We start from the raw sequence: 16,459 nt of genomic DNA, 5'->3' as shown, positions 1-16,459 counted from the left end.
GGTGGAGTAATGCAATGAAGCAAAGATTGGTTACTGGTGTTCTGGCGGGTGCTCTCTTTTTAGGACTAATGATCCTGGGCGGGCATTATTATGCGGCATTAATTGTTGCGATGGCGTCGATTGCGATGTTTGAGTTTTCCAGAATGAACAAAATCAGCTGGAAAAGCCCTATACATATTGCGGCGCTAATTGGCCTGCTTGCATTGGTTGTACCGTTCGACTGGTATGGCATTAGCTGGCTGAGCGACATAACGATTATATGGCTGCTCATGTTCGCTATGCTTGCATTGACGGTGCTTACCAAAAATCAAATTACGATTGATGAGGTAGCACTTACGTTCTTAGGCACAGTCTACCTAGGAATCGGCTTTGCTGCAATGATCAATGTACGATTAATGGATGAGCATGCTTTATGGTGGAGCTTTATCGCGTTTTGCTCGATATGGGCGAGCGATATCGGCGCTTACTTTGTTGGACGTCTTATTGGAAAACGCAAGCTATGGCCGCTAATCAGTCCAAATAAAACAATAGAAGGTGCGATAGGTGGTGTCGTCAGTTCGATTATCGTTGCACTGTTGTTCGCTTTGATTGCTCCTGAATTTATCGAGCTATGGCGAGCAGTTTTATTAGGCTTGGTAGCTGCAGTTGCGGGTCAATTAGGCGATCTAATGCAATCTGCCTATAAGCGTGTACGTGGAATTAAGGATATGGGGAATTTATTGCCAGGTCATGGAGGCATTATTGATCGAACGGATAGCTGGATCATCGTGTTCCCAATTCTTGTGCTCACTCATCTCATACCGTTGTAAGTGGGGGGAGTCAATTGAAGAAAATCTCATTACTAGGATCAACTGGTTCAGTTGGAACGCAAACATTGGATATTGTTGATCAGCATTCAGATAAATTTGAAATTGTTGCGCTCTCTGCTGGAAGTAATATTGAGCTTCTGAAACAGCAGGTTGAAAAATTTAGACCGAAGCTCGTAAGTGTGGCAACAAAGGAGCTTGCAGAGCAGCTAATGTCCTCTCTGCCCGCTTCTATTCGGGTTGTATACGGTGAAGAGGGTCTAGTGGAGGTTGCGACTGCTCCGGACGCAGAGATGGTCGTAACCGCGATTATGGGCAGTCGTGGACTGCCTGCGACGATTGCAGCCATTCATGCAGGCAAGCATATCGGACTTGCTAATAAAGAAACACTAGTAACGGCAGGTCATCTTGTGATGCAGCTGGCACAAGACAAAGGGGTTACTATTCTTCCAATTGATAGCGAGCATTCCGCTATTTTTCAATGCTTGAATGGTGAGTCAGTGAAGCAAATTGAGCGTATTACATTAACTGCCTCTGGCGGCTCATTTCGCGATTATTCAAGAGAGCAGCTGACGAATGTAACCGTTGAGCAGGCGTTGAAACATCCGAATTGGTCGATGGGAGCCAAAATTACGATTGATTCTGCAACGATGGCTAACAAGGGGCTTGAAGTGATTGAGGCGCACTGGCTGTTCAATGTTAACTATGATCAGATCGAGGTCGTTATTCACCCAGAAAGCATCATTCATTCATACGTAGAATTTGTTGATTCTAGTGTGATCGCTCAGCTCGGCCTGCCTGATATGAGAGTGCCGATTCAATATGCGTTAACTTATCCAGATCGGATTGCGAGCAATGTTGACAGGTTAAGCTTGTCACGTATTGGGCAATTGAATTTTCGACCAATCGATTTTGAACGCTATCCGATGCTTAGACTGGCGTTTGAGTGCGGCAAGGCTGGACTATCAGCTCCAACAGTATATAATGCCGCGAATGAGGTTGCTGTTGACCGCTTCTTAAAGGGTGAAATTTCATTTCTAGGAATTGAACATGTTGTAGAGGCTGTTCTTTCCAAGCATAACAACTGCAAGGTCGATTCAATCGAAGCTATTGTTGCGGTAGATCAAGAAGCTAGAGCGATTGCTTCAAAGATTTAGTCTTTAATCTAGTTCTCTTGTGTCGCATAGTGGAATAATGATAATCTATGTACAGGCCGTAACGATAGGAGGCTATTCACACATATGCAAATGATACAAACAGTGTTTTTAACGGTGCTAGTGTTTTTCGTTATCGTAACCATTCATGAATGGGGACATTATTTTTTCGCGAAACGGGCAGGAATTCTTGTTCGTGAATTCGCAATCGGCTTTGGGCCTAAAGTTTTCTCCTTTAAACGAGGTGAAACACGATTTACATTAAGGCTGATCCCTGCCGGCGGCTTTGTTCGCATGGCTGGCGAGGACCCTGAAATTGTCGAGGTACAGCCAGGCCAGACCGTCGCCGTAAGGCTGAAGGACGGCATCGTACACCGTATTTATCTGGATCGCCTAGACGAGCGTAAGGACGTATTGCGCGGCGAGGTTGTATCAATTGATCTAGAGCGCAATCTACATATCGATCTTGATGTTGAAGGCGAAGTTGAAAAATACGCCGTGCATCCTTCAGCGCATCTCATCGCTAGAGGCGGTGAAACGCAAATTGCTCCGATTGATCGTCAATTTGGAAGCAAAACAGTTGGACAGCGGGCAATGGCTATATTTGCTGGTCCGCTGATGAATTTTATTCTAGCTTTCGTTTTGTTTCTCGTTTATGTGCAAATGGCGGGAGTTAGAGATAATATTCAGGTTGGCGAGCTTTCAGCAAACATGCCTGCAGCCGAGGCGAACCTGCAAGTAGGAGACGTAATTACTGCTGTTGATGGCGAGCAAATCGGCACAGATGTCTACAAAATGATTGATATTATTGCAGAGCATCCTAATGAGTCGATTACGCTAAATATTATCCGTAATGGCAGCCAGCAAACAGTCACCATCACTCCAATTCCTAACGAACAGGGAGAAGGGAAAATTGGTGTGACCCCGATGTACGGTACACGTACGCCATCGCTTGGTGAGACGTTTACTGGCGGTGTTACGCTAATGAAAGAAATGACTGTACTGATTATGGATGGTATTAAGATGCTCGTTACATTGCAAGTAGAACTGGACGATCTTGGCGGTCCAGTCCGAACAGCGGAAATAACAAGCCAAATCGCAAGACAAGGTATTGTACAGCTTACGAGCTGGACTGCGACACTAAGCTTGTATCTAGGGATATTCAATTTATTGCCTGTTCCTGCATTGGATGGCAGCCGTTTAATCTTTATAGGTCTTGAAGCAATTCGTCGAAAACCAATTAATCCGAATAAGGAGAGCCTTGTTCATTTTGTCGGGTTTGCGTTGTTAATGCTTCTCATGCTCGTTGTTACCTATAATGATATTGCAAGATTAATTCGAGGGGAGTAAGAGCTGCTCATGGCTAAAGATAAACAATTTGTAACGGAGATTACGCCTCAATCTGAGGATTTCTCTAAATGGTATATTGATGTAATCAAAAAAGCGGAATTAATGGATTACTCTCCTGTTCGCGGATGTATCGTATTTCGTCCGGAGGGCTACGAAATTTGGGAGCATATTCAGCGCGATCTTGATCGCCGTTTTAAAGAAACGGGTCATCGCAATGCCTATTTCCCAATGTTCATTCCCGAGAGCTTTTTTCAGAAGGAAAAGGATCATGTAGAGGGCTTTAATCCTGAGCTCCCTTGGGTGACTGAAGCGGCGGGAGAGGTGCTTGAGGAGCGTCTGGCGATTCGTCCTACCTCTGAAACGATGATCGGACATATGTATTCGAAGTGGATTCAATCCTATCGTGATCTGCCAGTGCTCATTAACCAATGGGCAAACGTTGTCCGTTGGGAAAAACGTACGCTGCCTTTCCTTCGCACAAGTGAATTCTTATGGCAGGAAGGTCATACTGCGCATGAGACGGAAGAGGAAGCGCGTCAGGAAACACGCCAAATGCTGGAAATCTATACACAGTTCGTAGAAGAGGTACTGGCTATTCCTGTTATTAAAGGGGAGAAAACACCTTCTGAACGTTTTGCTGGTGCAGTCAATACGTACTCGATTGAGGCGATGATGAAAGATGGTCGTGCTGTTCAAGCAGGTACTTCCCACTATCTGGGCAACAAATTCGCTGTTGCATTTGATATTAAGTATTTGGATCGCAACAACGAGCTGCAGTACTGCCATACCACTTCCTGGGGTGTCAGCACACGTCTAATTGGCTCACTCATTATGGTGCATGGGGATGATCGCGGACTAGCACTTCCTCCTAAAGTAGCGCCTACACAAGTCATTATGATTCCGATCGGACCTGCCAAAACCCGTGATGCGGTAGTCGCTCGTGTGGATGAGCTGTATGCACAGCTTAAGCAAGCTGGGGTACGTGTACGCGTGGATGATCGTGCTGACGTTAGTCCTGGCTGGAAATTCAATGAGTATGAAATGAGAGGCGTTCCGCTTCGCCTGGAATTAGGTCCTCGCGATATGGATAATGGACAAGTCGTGCTTGTATCTCGCATTACAGGTGAAAAGCGTGTCGTAGCTCAGGATCAGCTTGTGGAAGAGGTTCAAAAAATGCTTGATGAGACGCAGCAGGCGATGTTTGATCGTGCGAAACAATTCCGTGCAGAAAACTCTTACTCTGTCGATACCTTGGAAGAAATGAAGGCAGCGATGGAGAAAAAACGCGGCTTTGTTGAAGCAGGCTGGTGCGGCTCTGAGCAATGCGAGAAAACGGTGAAGGAAGAGACGGGAGCAACGAGCCGTAACATTCCATTTGAACCGGAAACACATAAATCTAACTGCTTGGTATGCAACGCTGAAGCCAAGCACACGGTTATTTTTGCTAGAGCGTATTAATAGAGGATATGGTAACATAGCTAAGTAACAATGATGAACGTCAGGAGTGGATAATATGAACCAAACCGACGGCAAGCGTCAGCGCTTTGAAATGCTCGTAGAGCAGTCAGGGCTGCCGCAGGAACTCATACAGGCTTACTTTGAAGATGGTTACATTGAGCAAGTCATCGTTAATAAGCATAACAATGATTGGACGTTTTGCATTCGCAAGACGTCCTTAGTTCCTTTACAAGCCTACAATGGATTTACGCATCAGATCCGCAAAAAATTTGCGCATATCGCAAATACGTCCTTTATATTTATTTATGATGATATCGTACAAACAGAAAATATCGTGTTGCAGTATTGGCCGCTCTTTCTGGAGTGGGCACAAAAGAATATACCGTCGGTTAACGGCTGGCTGCAAAAAGCCGATGTGCAGGCGGAAGGCGGCGTTTTGACGATCAGCCTGCTTGACAATGCAGGACTTGATCTCGCCCGAAAAAAGAAGATAGATGAAGCGGTAAAAGGTTATTATAACCATGCCTTTACTAGAGAAATTCATGTAAAGCTACAGCTCTCTGAACGTAATGAGGATGTCTACAATCAGTTTATGGAGCAAATCGAGCAGGAAAATCATGAGGCGATTCAGCAGCTTATGGCTCAAGCTCCAGCTGAGCCCGAGCCTGAACAGGCAGCAGGTGATGAAGAGCCAGTGCGACTTGCGATTGGTTATGATATTCGTGATGAAATTATTCCATTAATGAATGTAGTAGACGAAGAGAAGAAAATTGCTGTTCAAGGGATGGTCTTTAATTTGGATGTGAAGGAACTGCGTAACGGAAGCACGCTGTTCACATTTAACTTAACAGATTTCACGGATTCCTTGGCAATGAAGGTGTTTGCTAAAACGAAGGAAGATGTAAAGATTTTAAGCAAGCTCAGCAACAAAAAGTGGATTCGTGCCAGAGGAAAAGTAGAATATGACCGCTTTATGCAGGATCCCGAGCTTGTCATGATCCCGAACGACCTTCATGAGGTTAGCGCACCGCCAAGTCGCATGGACCATGCAAAGGAAAAACGGGTAGAATTCCATCTTCATACAACGATGAGTACGATGGACGCCGTAACGCATGTTGGCGATTATATTGCGATGGCAGCCAAGTGGGGACATAAGGCGATTGCGATAACCGACCATAGCAATGTGCAATGCTATCCGGATGCGGTAAAAGCTGCGAAAAAGCATGACATGAAGGTGCTGTTTGGCGTAGAAGCGAATCTCGTCAATGATGCAGTGCCAATTGTATTAAATGCTCGCGATCAGCTGCTGGCAGAAGCAACTTATGTCGTATTCGATATTGAGACAACAGGTCTTTCTGTTATTAACAATAAAATTATCGAGATTGCAGGCGTGCGGATGCGAGATGGGCAGGAGATTGACCGATTTACGTCATTTATTAATCCGCATGAAAAGATTCCGTACAATATTCAGCAGCTTACGAATATTACGGATGACATGGTTGCCGGTGCACCAGAGCTAGAGCCTACGCTGCGCGGTTTTATCGAGTTTGTAGGCGATGATATTTTAGTCGCGCATAATGCACGTTTTGATATTGGCTTTATTCAGGCAAACTGCAAGTCGCTTGGCATGCCTGAGGTAACCAACCCTGTGCTGGACACGCTAGAGCTAGCTAGATTGCTTCATCCCAACATGAAAAATCACCGACTGAATACATTAGCGGATAAATACAAGGTAAGCCTGGACAATCACCATAGAGCGATTGATGATACGATTGCGCTGGGTGGAATTCTAAACGGCCTGCTAAAAGATGCGGTTGAGCGCAATATCGTCAAGCTAACACAGCTTAACGATTATGTCGGGCTGGATCTGTCCAATGCTCGTCCATTCCATGCTTGCATTTATGCACTAAACAGTGTTGGCAAAAAGAACTTATTCAAATTAATAAGCTTATCTCATACTGAATATTTCAAAAAAGTAGCGACTATTCCGAAAAGCAAACTCATGGAGCTAAGAGAAGGTTTGCTTGTCCTGTCGGGCTGTGAAAAAGGCGAGTTTTTTGAGACAGTGCTCAACAAATCATTAGAAGAAGCCGAGGAAACGGCTCAGTTTTATGATGTGCTGGAGATTCAACCGATTGATTTCTATATTCATCTAGTAGAAAAGGGCCTAGTCGGTAGCCGTGCCCAGTTAGAGGATGCGTTAAGAAGAATTTATCAAATCGGCGTTAAGCTGAACAAGCCGGTCATAGCGACAGGCAATGTTCATTACTTGAATCCGATGGACAAGATCTATCGCGACATTACGATTCATGGCATTACGGGCTTTAGTCCGCTGAAAAATATGCGGAAGCCAGATGCTCATTTCCGTACAACGGATGAAATGCTTCAGGAATTTAAATTCCTCGGAGAAGAGATCGCTTATGAAGTCGTGATCAAAAACACAAATGAGCTTGCAGAACGCTTTGAGCAGTATCCGATGTTTCCAACTGGACTGTTCGCGCCTAATATTGATGGAGCGGATGATGAGATCCGCAACACGTGCTATTCAACGGCAAAGTCGATGTATGGAGAGGACTTGCCGCAGGTTGTTATTGATCGCTTGGAGAAAGAGCTTGTGCCGATTATTAAATATAAGTTCTCCGCCAACTACCTGATCTCTGAAAAGCTCGTAAAAAAATCTAATGCAGATGGCTATCTGGTAGGCTCGCGTGGCTCGGTTGGTTCATCGGTTGTTGCAACCTTCCTCGGTATTTCCGAGGTTAATCCATTGCCAGCACACTATCTATGTCTGAATAAGGAATGCAAATACAGCGAGTGGTTCCTTGACGGCAGTGTGCCCAGTGGCTTTGATCTGCCGAACAAGGATTGTCCAAATTGCGGACAGCCTTTAAAAGGCGAGGGACAGGACATTCCGTTCGAAACGTTCCTTGGCTTTAAGGGGGACAAGGTTCCTGATATCGATCTTAACTTCTCGGGTGAATATCAGCCGGTTGCCCATAATTACACCAAGGAGCTGTTTGGTGAGAAAAGTGTGTTCCGTGCAGGAACGATTGGTACGGTTGCTGAGAAAACAGCATATGGCTTTGCTAAAAAGTATGAAGAAGATCAAGGTAAGAAGTGGAGAGGTGCTGAACTGGCTCGTTTGGCCAGCGGCTGTACGGGCGTTAAGCGCAGTACAGGTCAGCATCCCGGCGGTATCGTTGTTGTGCCTGATTATATCGAGGTAGAGGATGTCACCCCTGTACAATATCCGGCAGATGATACTTCTGCTGAATGGAAAACGACACATTTTGATTATCATGCCTTCGATGAGAACCTGCTGAAGCTCGATATTCTCGGCCATGATGATCCGACAATGATGAGAATGCTTCAGGACTTGACTGGTGTAGACCCGACAACAATTTCGATGAACGACCCGAAGGTTATGAGCTTGTTCAACTCGACCGAAGCACTGGGCGTGACGCCTCAACAAATTCGTTCCTCCGTTGCAACCTACGGTGTGCCTGAGATGGGTACGAAATTTGTAAGACAGATGCTTCAGGAAACACAGCCGTCAAGCTTTGCCGACTTGCTGCAAATTTCAGGCTTATCCCATGGAACAGGCGTATGGCTTGGCAACGCGCAGGAATTGATTAAAAACGGAACATGTACCATCAAAACCGTTATCGGTTGTCGTGATGATATTATGCTGTTTCTTATCTATAAAGCGGGTATGGATGCGTCGCTAGCGTTCAAAATTACCGAAAGCGTTCGTAAAGGTAAAGGTCTTACGCCAGAGTGGATAGAAGAGATGAAGCGCTGCAATGTACCGCAATGGTATATCGATTCCTGCTTGCGTATTGAGTATATGTTCCCGAAAGCCCATGCGGCAGCTTACGTCATTTCCGCAGTGAGAACAGCTTTCTTCAAGCTTTACTATCCAATTGAGTTTTATGCGACTTACTTCACCGTTCGCGCGGACGACTTTGATTTGGAGCTGCTATGCCAGGGCTATGATGCGATATACAAGCGCATTGAAGAGATTGAAAGCAAGGGCTTTAGCGCAACTCCGAAAGAAAAAAGCATGCTTTCCCAGCTTGAAATGAGCTTAGAGATGACGGCTCGCGGCTTTACATTCAAACCGATTGACCTGTATCGCTCGGATGCTGAGAAGTTCCAGGTAGACGGCACGGCATTAATTCCTCCATTTTCGGCAGTAGCGGGAATTGGCGTCAACGCTGCGCGCAATATTGCCGCGGCAAAGGGAGATGGCGAATTTTTGTCAATCGAGGACTTCCAAATGAGAACGAAGGCTTCCAAGACGATTATTGAGCTTTTGACGAATATGGGCTGCTTCCGTGGATTGCCGGAATCCAACCAGCTTTCATTGTTTTAATGCGTTTTGCAACTAGAAATCATTTCTTGTCACTGTATTGCGATTATGTTATAATTTTTGTGGCAATGATGTTGATATGACTTTCGTGATTAAAGAGTGGGGAAACCCACTCTTTATGTGTTGTTTAACCCAATTTTGATGAATCAACGCTTTTAGGAGGAACGCATTTGAGTACATCAGCAATCAAAACCGCAATTGAGGAAATGATCACGCCGTTTCTAGAGGAAAATAACTTTGAATTGGTGGATATTGAATACATAAAGGAAGGCAGCAACTGGTTCCTTCGCATATTTTGCGATAAGGAGGGCGGCATTGATATCGATGAGTGTGTCCGTATCAGTGAGTATGTTAGCGAGCAGCTGGATATTCATGAGCCGATAACAGGAGCTTATTTCCTTGAAGTATCCTCTCCTGGTGCGGAAAGACCGCTTAAAAAACCTGAGGATGTACAAAAAGCGATTGGGAAGAACGTCTTTATAACGACCTATGAACCAATCAATAAAATGAAAGAATTTGAAGGCCAGCTTCTTGCATTTGACGGTGAGACCATTACTGTCCGTGTAGGAAATCATGAGCATACATTACCTTACGCTAAAGTTGCAAGTGCAAGACTTGCGATCATTTTCTAGTTTTTTATTCGATGAAAGGGGGAACATGGTTCCGATGAGTATGGATTTTATTGAAGCACTTCAAGAGATCGCAAAAGAGAAAGGCATCTCTCAGGAAGTGCTTTTAGATGCCATTGAAGCTGCGCTTATCTCCAGCTATAAGCGTAACTTCAATACTGCACAAAATGTAAGAGTAGAAATTAACCGTCATAATGGTGTAATTAAGGTATATGCTCGTAAAACAGTAGTCGAGGATGTATTGGATTCAAGATTAGAAATTTCACTAGAGTCTGCGCGCGAGGTCAACCCGCATTATCAGCTGGATGACATTGCAGAGATTGAGGTGACTCCTCGTGATTTTGGTCGTATCGCTGCTCAAACTGCGAAGCAAGTTGTGACACAACGCATTCGCGAAGCAGAGCGTGGTCTTATCTATAATGCGTTTATCGATAAAGAGGAAGATATTGTTACGGGCCTTGTACAGAGACAGGATACAAGAAATTTATTTGTAGACCTTGGCAAAGTGGAAGCAGTACTGCCGCTTACAGAGCTAATGCCTACAGATAAGTTCAAGCATCTTGATCGTGTTAAGGCCTTTATTACGAAGGTTGAAAATACGACAAAGGGTCCTCAAATTATTTTATCTCGCACGCATCCTGGCCTTTTGAAACGTCTTTTCGAGTTGGAAGTGCCGGAAATCTATGATGGTGTCGTTGAAATTCGCTCTGTTGCGCGCGAAGCTGGCTTCCGTTCAAAGATCGCAGTTCATTCTCGCAACAGCGAGGTCGATCCTGTAGGCTCTTGTGTTGGGCCAAAAGGCATTCGCGTACAGACAATTGTAAACGAGCTTAAGGGCGAGAAAATCGATATCGTTCGCTGGTCTGATAATATTGAAGAGTATGTCGCTAACGCGCTTAGTCCTTCAAAGGTGCTGGAAGTAATCGTTTTTGAACAGGAAAAAATGGCGCGTGTCATCGTGCCAGACTATCAACTGTCACTTGCAATTGGCATTAAGGGGCAAAATGCTCGCCTGGCTGCAAAACTGACTGGATGGAAGATTGACATCAAGTCAGAAACACAAGCTGAGCAGGAGTATGGTCGTCCAAAAACGTCTCAGGAAGCGATGCATCAGGATTCCGTATCGTTTGACTAATTGAATCAGAATGGAGGGTGTACGAGTGAGACCAAGAAAAGTGCCACTTCGTAAATGCGTTGCTTGCCAAGAGATGATGCCGAAGAAGGAACTCATTCGGGTCGTACGGACACCGGATGAAGAAGTTCTGATTGATCTAACAGGCAAAAAATCTGGTCGCGGCGCTTACCTGTGCGGCAAGCTAAGCTGTTTTAAGCTGGCGAAGAAAAGCAAGGCGCTTGATCGTGCCTTGAAGCAGCCGGTAAGCGGCGAGCTGTATGATCAGCTTGAGGCGGATTTCGTGAAAATTGAGGATGAATTTATTGCGAACAAGGAGTTAGTAGATGAAGAATGATAAAGCTTTGTCAGCCTTAGGGATGGCGATGAGAGCCGGAAAGCTAGCGACTGGCGATGAAATCGTGCTGAAAGCAATTCGAGCTGGAAAAGCAAAGCTTGTTGTTTTAGCTGCTGACGCTTCAGAAAATACGAAGAAGAAGTTCCGTGATAAATGTTCAAGTTATCAAGTTTCATTAAAGGAAGCTTATGATAGAGAAAGCTTAGGTAGAGCAATTGGAAAAGCAGAGAGAGTTGTAATCGCAGTAACTGACGTGCAATTTGCACAATTGATTGCAGGTCATTTAAGCCAAAATATGGAGGTGGATCTTACTTGAATAATAAACAAGACGGTAAGGAAAATAAAGACAAGCTGCGTATTTATGAGTATGCAAAATCCGTGAATATGAGCAGCAAGGAAATAATCACCATTCTTAAAAGGCTGGGTTTACCTGTAAACAACCATATGAGCGTCATGGAAAATGAAATGGTATCCAAGGTAGAAGGGTTTTTTCGCGAGATCAAAGAAAATGCTGCTGTGAAAAAATCCAACGAGCCATCTACTGCCAAGGCGAAACCCGTTAGCACGACAAATGCGGACTCGCCACAAGATAAAAAGCAGAACACAGATGAAAAAAGACAGGGGACAATGAATTCTATTAATATGAGCGAAAATCAAAAACGTGAACAACGACCACAATCAAATCAAGCGACACGTGAACAGCGTGAGCAAAAACCTAGAACAGGGCAAAATAGACCTCAAGGCGGCCAAGGTCAAAGTCAAGGCGGCCAGGGCGGAAACCGTCCGCAAGGTCAGCGATCCCAGAGCGGAACGGGCTACCAAAACCGTTCGCAAGGCGGTCAGGGCGGCCAAGGCGGCCAAGGCGGCAATCGCAGTGGTTCAACCCAATCCCAAGGCGGCAACCGCAGTCAAGGCGGTTCGCAGGGCACAGGAGCTCGTCCACAGGGCCAAGGCGGTCAAAACCGCGGTACTACAACGACAACCACATCAAAAGCGTTTGAATCTCGCTTTGAAAACAGCCGCAGCACAAGCGATGACCGCAATCATAGCGGCCATGGCAATAAAGGAAAGCATAGCAACAAACGCTTCGAGGATGGACGCAACAATTCGAACTTTAGAAACAAAAACAACAGAGGTCGCAACGGAAGAAATAATCAATCACAGCCTCCTCGTGAGAAGGTTGACAATACACCGAAGAAGATTATTGTACGCGGTACACTAACTGTAGGTGATCTGGCGAAGCTGCTTCACAAGGATGCTTCCGAAGTAATCAAGAAGCTGTTGTTCCTTGGCGTAATGGCTACGATCAACCAAGAGGTTGATATGGATGCAATTTTGTTGATCGCTGGTGAATATGGTGTTGAGGTTGAAGTGAAAATTCCTGTAGAGGAAGACAACTTCGAAACGGTTGAAGAGGTTGATGAAGAGGCAGACTTGGTTACTCGTCCGCCAGTCGTTACGATTATGGGTCACGTTGACCATGGTAAAACGACATTGCTTGATGCGATTCGCAAAACAAGCGTTACTACTGGTGAAGCAGGCGGTATTACACAGCATATCGGTGCATACCAAGTAGAAATCAACAGTAAAAAGATTACGTTCCTCGATACACCTGGTCACGAAGCATTTACACTAATGCGTGCTCGTGGTGCTCAAGTAACGGATATTACGATTATCGTCGTTGCAGCTGATGACGGGATTATGCCGCAAACGGTTGAGGCAATCAGCCATGCGAAGGCTGCGAATTGTCCAATTATTGTTGCAGTTAACAAAATTGACAAACCAGAAGCTAACGCTGATAAAATCAAGCAAGAGATGACAGAATATGAATTGGTCCCTGAAGAATGGGGCGGTGATACAATCTTCGTTGAAGTATCCGCGAAGCAGCGCATCGGTCTTGAAAACTTGCTTGAAATGATCCTCCTTGTAGCGGAAGTGAATGAGTACAAAGCAAACCCTAACAAGCGTGCTCGTGGTACGGTTATTGAGGCTGAGCTTGATAAAGGTAAAGGCCCGGTAGCGCGCGTGCTTGTACAGCATGGTTCGCTTAAAGTGGGAGATGCCTTTGTTGCAGGCAACTGCTTTGGTCGCGTTAGAGCGATGGTGAACGATCGTGGTCGCCGCTTGAAGGAAGCGGGTCCTTCTACACCTGTTGAGATTACAGGCTTGACTGAAGTTCCACTTGCAGGCGATCCATTCATGGTGTTTGAGGATGAGCGCAAGGCTCGTGCCATTGCAGAGCGTCGTGCGATCAAGCATCGTCAGACGGAAATTGGAGCTAACACTCGTGTTACCCTTGATGACCTGTATAACCATATCAAGGAAGGCGAAATGAAAGAGCTGAACGTGATCATTAAAGCTGACGTTCAAGGCTCGGCAGAGGCGCTTAAGGGCTCTCTGGCAAAAATTGACGTTGAAGGTGTTCGCGTGAAAATCATTCACAGCGGCGCGGGTGCAATTACAGAATCCGATGTTATTTTGGCATCTGCATCCAATGCGATTGTAATTGGCTTTAACGTTCGTCCAGAGCCGCAAGCTGAGTACACGATCGAGCAAGAAAAAGTCGATGTTCGTATGCATAGTATCATCTATAAAGTGATTGATGAAATTGAACAGGCGATGAAAGGGCTGCTTGAGCCAGTTTACAAGGAAGTGGTTACCGGCCACGCTGAAGTCCGCAACATCTTTAAGGTATCCAAAGTGGGTGCGATTGCTGGTTGTATGGTTACGGATGGCAAAATTGTTCGTAACGCAGAGGCACGTGTTATTCGTGACGGCATCGTAGTCTATACAGGTAAAATTGATTCCTTGAAGCGTTATAAGGATGATGCGAAGGAAGTTGCTCAAGGCTTTGAATGCGGGATTACACTGGAACGCTTCAACGATATTAAGGAATCGGATATTATCGAAGCCTTCGTAATGGAGTCAGTTGAGAGGTGATAAGCTATGGCAAAAATACGTGTAGGACGTGTAAGCGAGCAGATCAAAAAGGAATTAAGTCAGATTATACAATCTGAGCTTAAGGATCCTCGTATCGGCTTTATTACGGTAACAGGCGTTGAAACAACGAATGATTTGTCGCAAGCAAGAGTGTATCTAAGCGTACTGGGCAATGACGATCAGAAAGAAGAAACATTAAAGGCGCTGTCGAAAGCTACTGGTTATTTACGTTCCGAGCTCGGTAAGCGAATCAAATTGCGTCACACTCCGGAGCTGCAATTCAAATTCGACAGCAGTATTGAATATGGCAGCCGCATTGAATCATTACTTTCTGAAATTAATCAGGATGCTGGACAAAAATGAGCATAGCTGCAAATTATGAAGCGCAACTGAAAGAAGCAATAGCCTTTTTACAAGGCTATTCTTCTTATCTTGTTGTTGCTCATGAAAACCCTGACGGGGATGCAATTAGCTCATGTGCTGCGATGAGCTGGTTACTGGAGCAATATGGCAAGAGCGTTACAATCGTAAATCAAAGTGAGTTGCCGGGTCGATTAAGTTATTTATATCATTATGACGATATTATTCAGTATCAATCTGATCTTGAGCTGCAATTTGATGCGGCAATTGCATTGGACTGCGCAGATGCCTCCAGACTAGGAGATGTTTTTGCTCTCATTCAAGAGCGCAATGTACCCCTGCTTAATCTGGATCATCATGCGAGCAATCATGGTTTTGGGACGCTTAATATTATTCGTCCAAATGCTGCTGCTACGGTTGAAATGGTCTACGATATGATTAAGCTTACTCCACATACACCTAATCTCGAATGCGCTAAAGCTTTATATACAGGTTTACTAACAGATACTGGAGGTTTTCGCTACTCGAATACCTCGCCCTCCGTTATGGCAATGGCATCAGATTTGCTTGCATTAGGTGTGTCTGCTTATGAGCTTGCTGATCATTTGCTGGAAAAAATGACGATGGGAAAACTTAAGCTTTTACAAACCGCGCTTTCTCGTATTACCTTTCATGAGGACCAAACAATTGGTTGGGTTACGATTATGAAGGATGATTTAGCGAACTGCGGGGCAGTGAGTGAAGATATTGAAGGCATCGTCAACTATATACTTAATGTTGAAGAAGTCGAGGTTGGCATTCTATTCAAAGAGTCGGATTCTGGTGTAATAAAAGCCAGCATTCGATCAAAAGGCAAGGTTAATGTGTCCGAAGTTGCTCAAAGCTTTGGCGGTGGCGGTCATGTAAGAGCTGCCGGCTGTCGCTTGACCACGAATATGGAAGAAAGCGTAAATAGCCTAGTTGAAGCAATTCGAAAGGCGTTGACATAGATGGACGGAATATTGGCGATATGGAAGCCGGAAGGCTGGACGTCGCATGATGTAGTCGCTAAAACGCGGCGTCTATTAGGAATGAAACGAATTGGACACGCGGGTACACTTGATCCTATGGTGACGGGTGTGCTCCCGCTTTGTTTAGGTAGAAGCACGCGTGTTGTTGAATATATACAAGAGCGCCCGAAGGCTTATGAAGCTACGATTACGCTTGGTTTGGCAACTGATACGGAAGATATGACGGGCGAGATCATTGAGCGGGCTGATTCCGTACAGGTTACAAAGCAGCAGGTTGAGGCTGTGCTTTCACAATTTATTGGCAGCATTGATCAGGTTCCTCCCATGTACTCAGCAGTAAAAGTAGACGGCAAACGTTTATATGAGCTTGCCAGAGAAGGCAAGTCGGTTGAACGAAAATCTCGAACGGTTACGATTCATCATATTGAGCTGCTATCGCTTGATCTTGAGCAGCAGTATCCGCAATTTACGTTTTCGGTGCTATGCTCAAAAGGTACATACATACGTACATTATGTGTCGATATCGGAAAAGCGTTAGGTGTGCCAGCTGCGATGGCTAAACTGGTTCGTACAATGTCAGGCGGTATTACGAAAGAAAGCTGTGTGACACTGGAACAGGTTGAGGATCATATGCGTGAAGGCACGATATCTGAGGTGCTTGTCGCTCCAGAGCAGGCGATTGATCATATTCCGTCTGCGACTGTTAAAGCGATCAAGCGAAAATACGCGATTCAGGGGCAGCGTCTTTATTGGACGGACCTTTCAGGGCATCAGGAGCTGGAGGATCACGCTCTCGTACGTGTGTTTGATGAAGAGGGAATTTTTCTAGGAATATTCCAGCTGGATAAAAATCAGCATGCTGTTTTGCCGATCAAAGTATTTTCTTAAGGAAAAATGTTAAAGATGAAATG

Annotated in this window: 13 protein-coding genes; all 13 read left to right on the top strand. The window is 45.1% G+C overall.

From position 1 onward, the window contains the following. Nucleotides 1–14 precede the first annotated feature (14 nt). Nucleotides 15–809, top strand: coding sequence for a phosphatidate cytidylyltransferase (locus tag ACFP56_RS00740; RefSeq protein ID WP_379230039.1), 795 nt, complete (start codon nt 15–17; stop codon nt 807–809). 14 nt (nt 810–823) lie between these two features. Further along, on the top strand, nt 824–1,963 hold the full coding sequence (locus ACFP56_RS00735; RefSeq protein WP_379230037.1) for a 1-deoxy-D-xylulose-5-phosphate reductoisomerase: 1,140 nt from the start codon (nt 824–826) through the stop codon (nt 1,961–1,963). Nucleotides 1,964–2,047: 84 nt separating this feature from the next. After that, on the top strand, nt 2,048–3,310 hold the full coding sequence (gene rseP / locus ACFP56_RS00730) for an RIP metalloprotease RseP (protein WP_379230035.1): 1,263 nt from the start codon (nt 2,048–2,050) through the stop codon (nt 3,308–3,310). Nucleotides 3,311–3,319: 9 nt separating this feature from the next. Continuing rightward, a complete protein-coding gene (gene proS, locus ACFP56_RS00725; protein WP_379230033.1) occupies nt 3,320–4,768 on the top strand; it encodes a proline--tRNA ligase in 1,449 nt (482 codons plus the stop codon). Between the two features lie 55 nt (nt 4,769–4,823). Beyond that, nucleotides 4,824–9,143, top strand: coding sequence for a PolC-type DNA polymerase III (locus tag ACFP56_RS00720; RefSeq protein WP_379230031.1), 4,320 nt, complete (start codon nt 4,824–4,826; stop codon nt 9,141–9,143). 167 nt (nt 9,144–9,310) lie between these two features. Further along, nucleotides 9,311–9,772: a ribosome maturation factor RimP gene (gene rimP, locus ACFP56_RS00715; RefSeq protein ID WP_379230029.1), complete on the top strand. Its 462-nt coding sequence runs from the start codon at nt 9,311–9,313 to the stop codon at nt 9,770–9,772. Nucleotides 9,773–9,806: 34 nt separating this feature from the next. Beyond that, on the top strand, nt 9,807–10,904 hold the full coding sequence (gene nusA / locus ACFP56_RS00710; protein WP_379230027.1) for a transcription termination factor NusA: 1,098 nt from the start codon (nt 9,807–9,809) through the stop codon (nt 10,902–10,904). Nucleotides 10,905–10,929: 25 nt separating this feature from the next. After that, a complete protein-coding gene (rnpM, locus tag ACFP56_RS00705; protein WP_379230025.1) occupies nt 10,930–11,238 on the top strand; it encodes an RNase P modulator RnpM in 309 nt (102 codons plus the stop codon). After that, the gene (locus ACFP56_RS00700) at nt 11,228–11,554 is read left to right on the top strand and encodes a L7Ae/L30e/S12e/Gadd45 family ribosomal protein (protein ID WP_379230023.1); all 327 of its coding nucleotides are present in this window, start codon (nt 11,228–11,230) and stop codon (nt 11,552–11,554) included. Before rnpM ends, ACFP56_RS00700 begins: the two co-directional genes overlap by 11 nt. Beyond that, the gene (gene infB, locus ACFP56_RS00695; RefSeq protein WP_379230021.1) at nt 11,551–14,178 is read left to right on the top strand and encodes a translation initiation factor IF-2; all 2,628 of its coding nucleotides are present in this window, start codon (nt 11,551–11,553) and stop codon (nt 14,176–14,178) included. The genes ACFP56_RS00700 and infB overlap by 4 nt, the downstream gene beginning before the upstream one ends. A 6-nt stretch (nt 14,179–14,184) precedes the next feature. Next, nucleotides 14,185–14,541, top strand: a complete 357-nt coding sequence (gene rbfA / locus ACFP56_RS00690) for a 30S ribosome-binding factor RbfA (RefSeq protein ID WP_379230019.1) — start codon at nt 14,185–14,187, stop codon at nt 14,539–14,541. After that, the gene (locus ACFP56_RS00685) at nt 14,538–15,527 is read left to right on the top strand and encodes a DHH family phosphoesterase (RefSeq protein WP_379230016.1); all 990 of its coding nucleotides are present in this window, start codon (nt 14,538–14,540) and stop codon (nt 15,525–15,527) included. Before rbfA ends, ACFP56_RS00685 begins: the two co-directional genes overlap by 4 nt. Beyond that, complete coding sequence (gene truB, locus ACFP56_RS00680; protein ID WP_379230014.1) at nt 15,528–16,436, top strand: tRNA pseudouridine(55) synthase TruB; 909 nt, start codon at nt 15,528–15,530, stop codon at nt 16,434–16,436. It begins immediately after the preceding gene. Nucleotides 16,437–16,459 lie beyond the last annotated feature (23 nt).

This window comes from Paenibacillus septentrionalis (genome assembly GCF_042659865.1).
GTDB classification, from domain to species: Bacteria; Bacillota; Bacilli; order Paenibacillales; family Paenibacillaceae; genus Pristimantibacillus; species Pristimantibacillus septentrionalis.
This window is presented reverse-complemented; position numbering and strand designations above follow the sequence as displayed.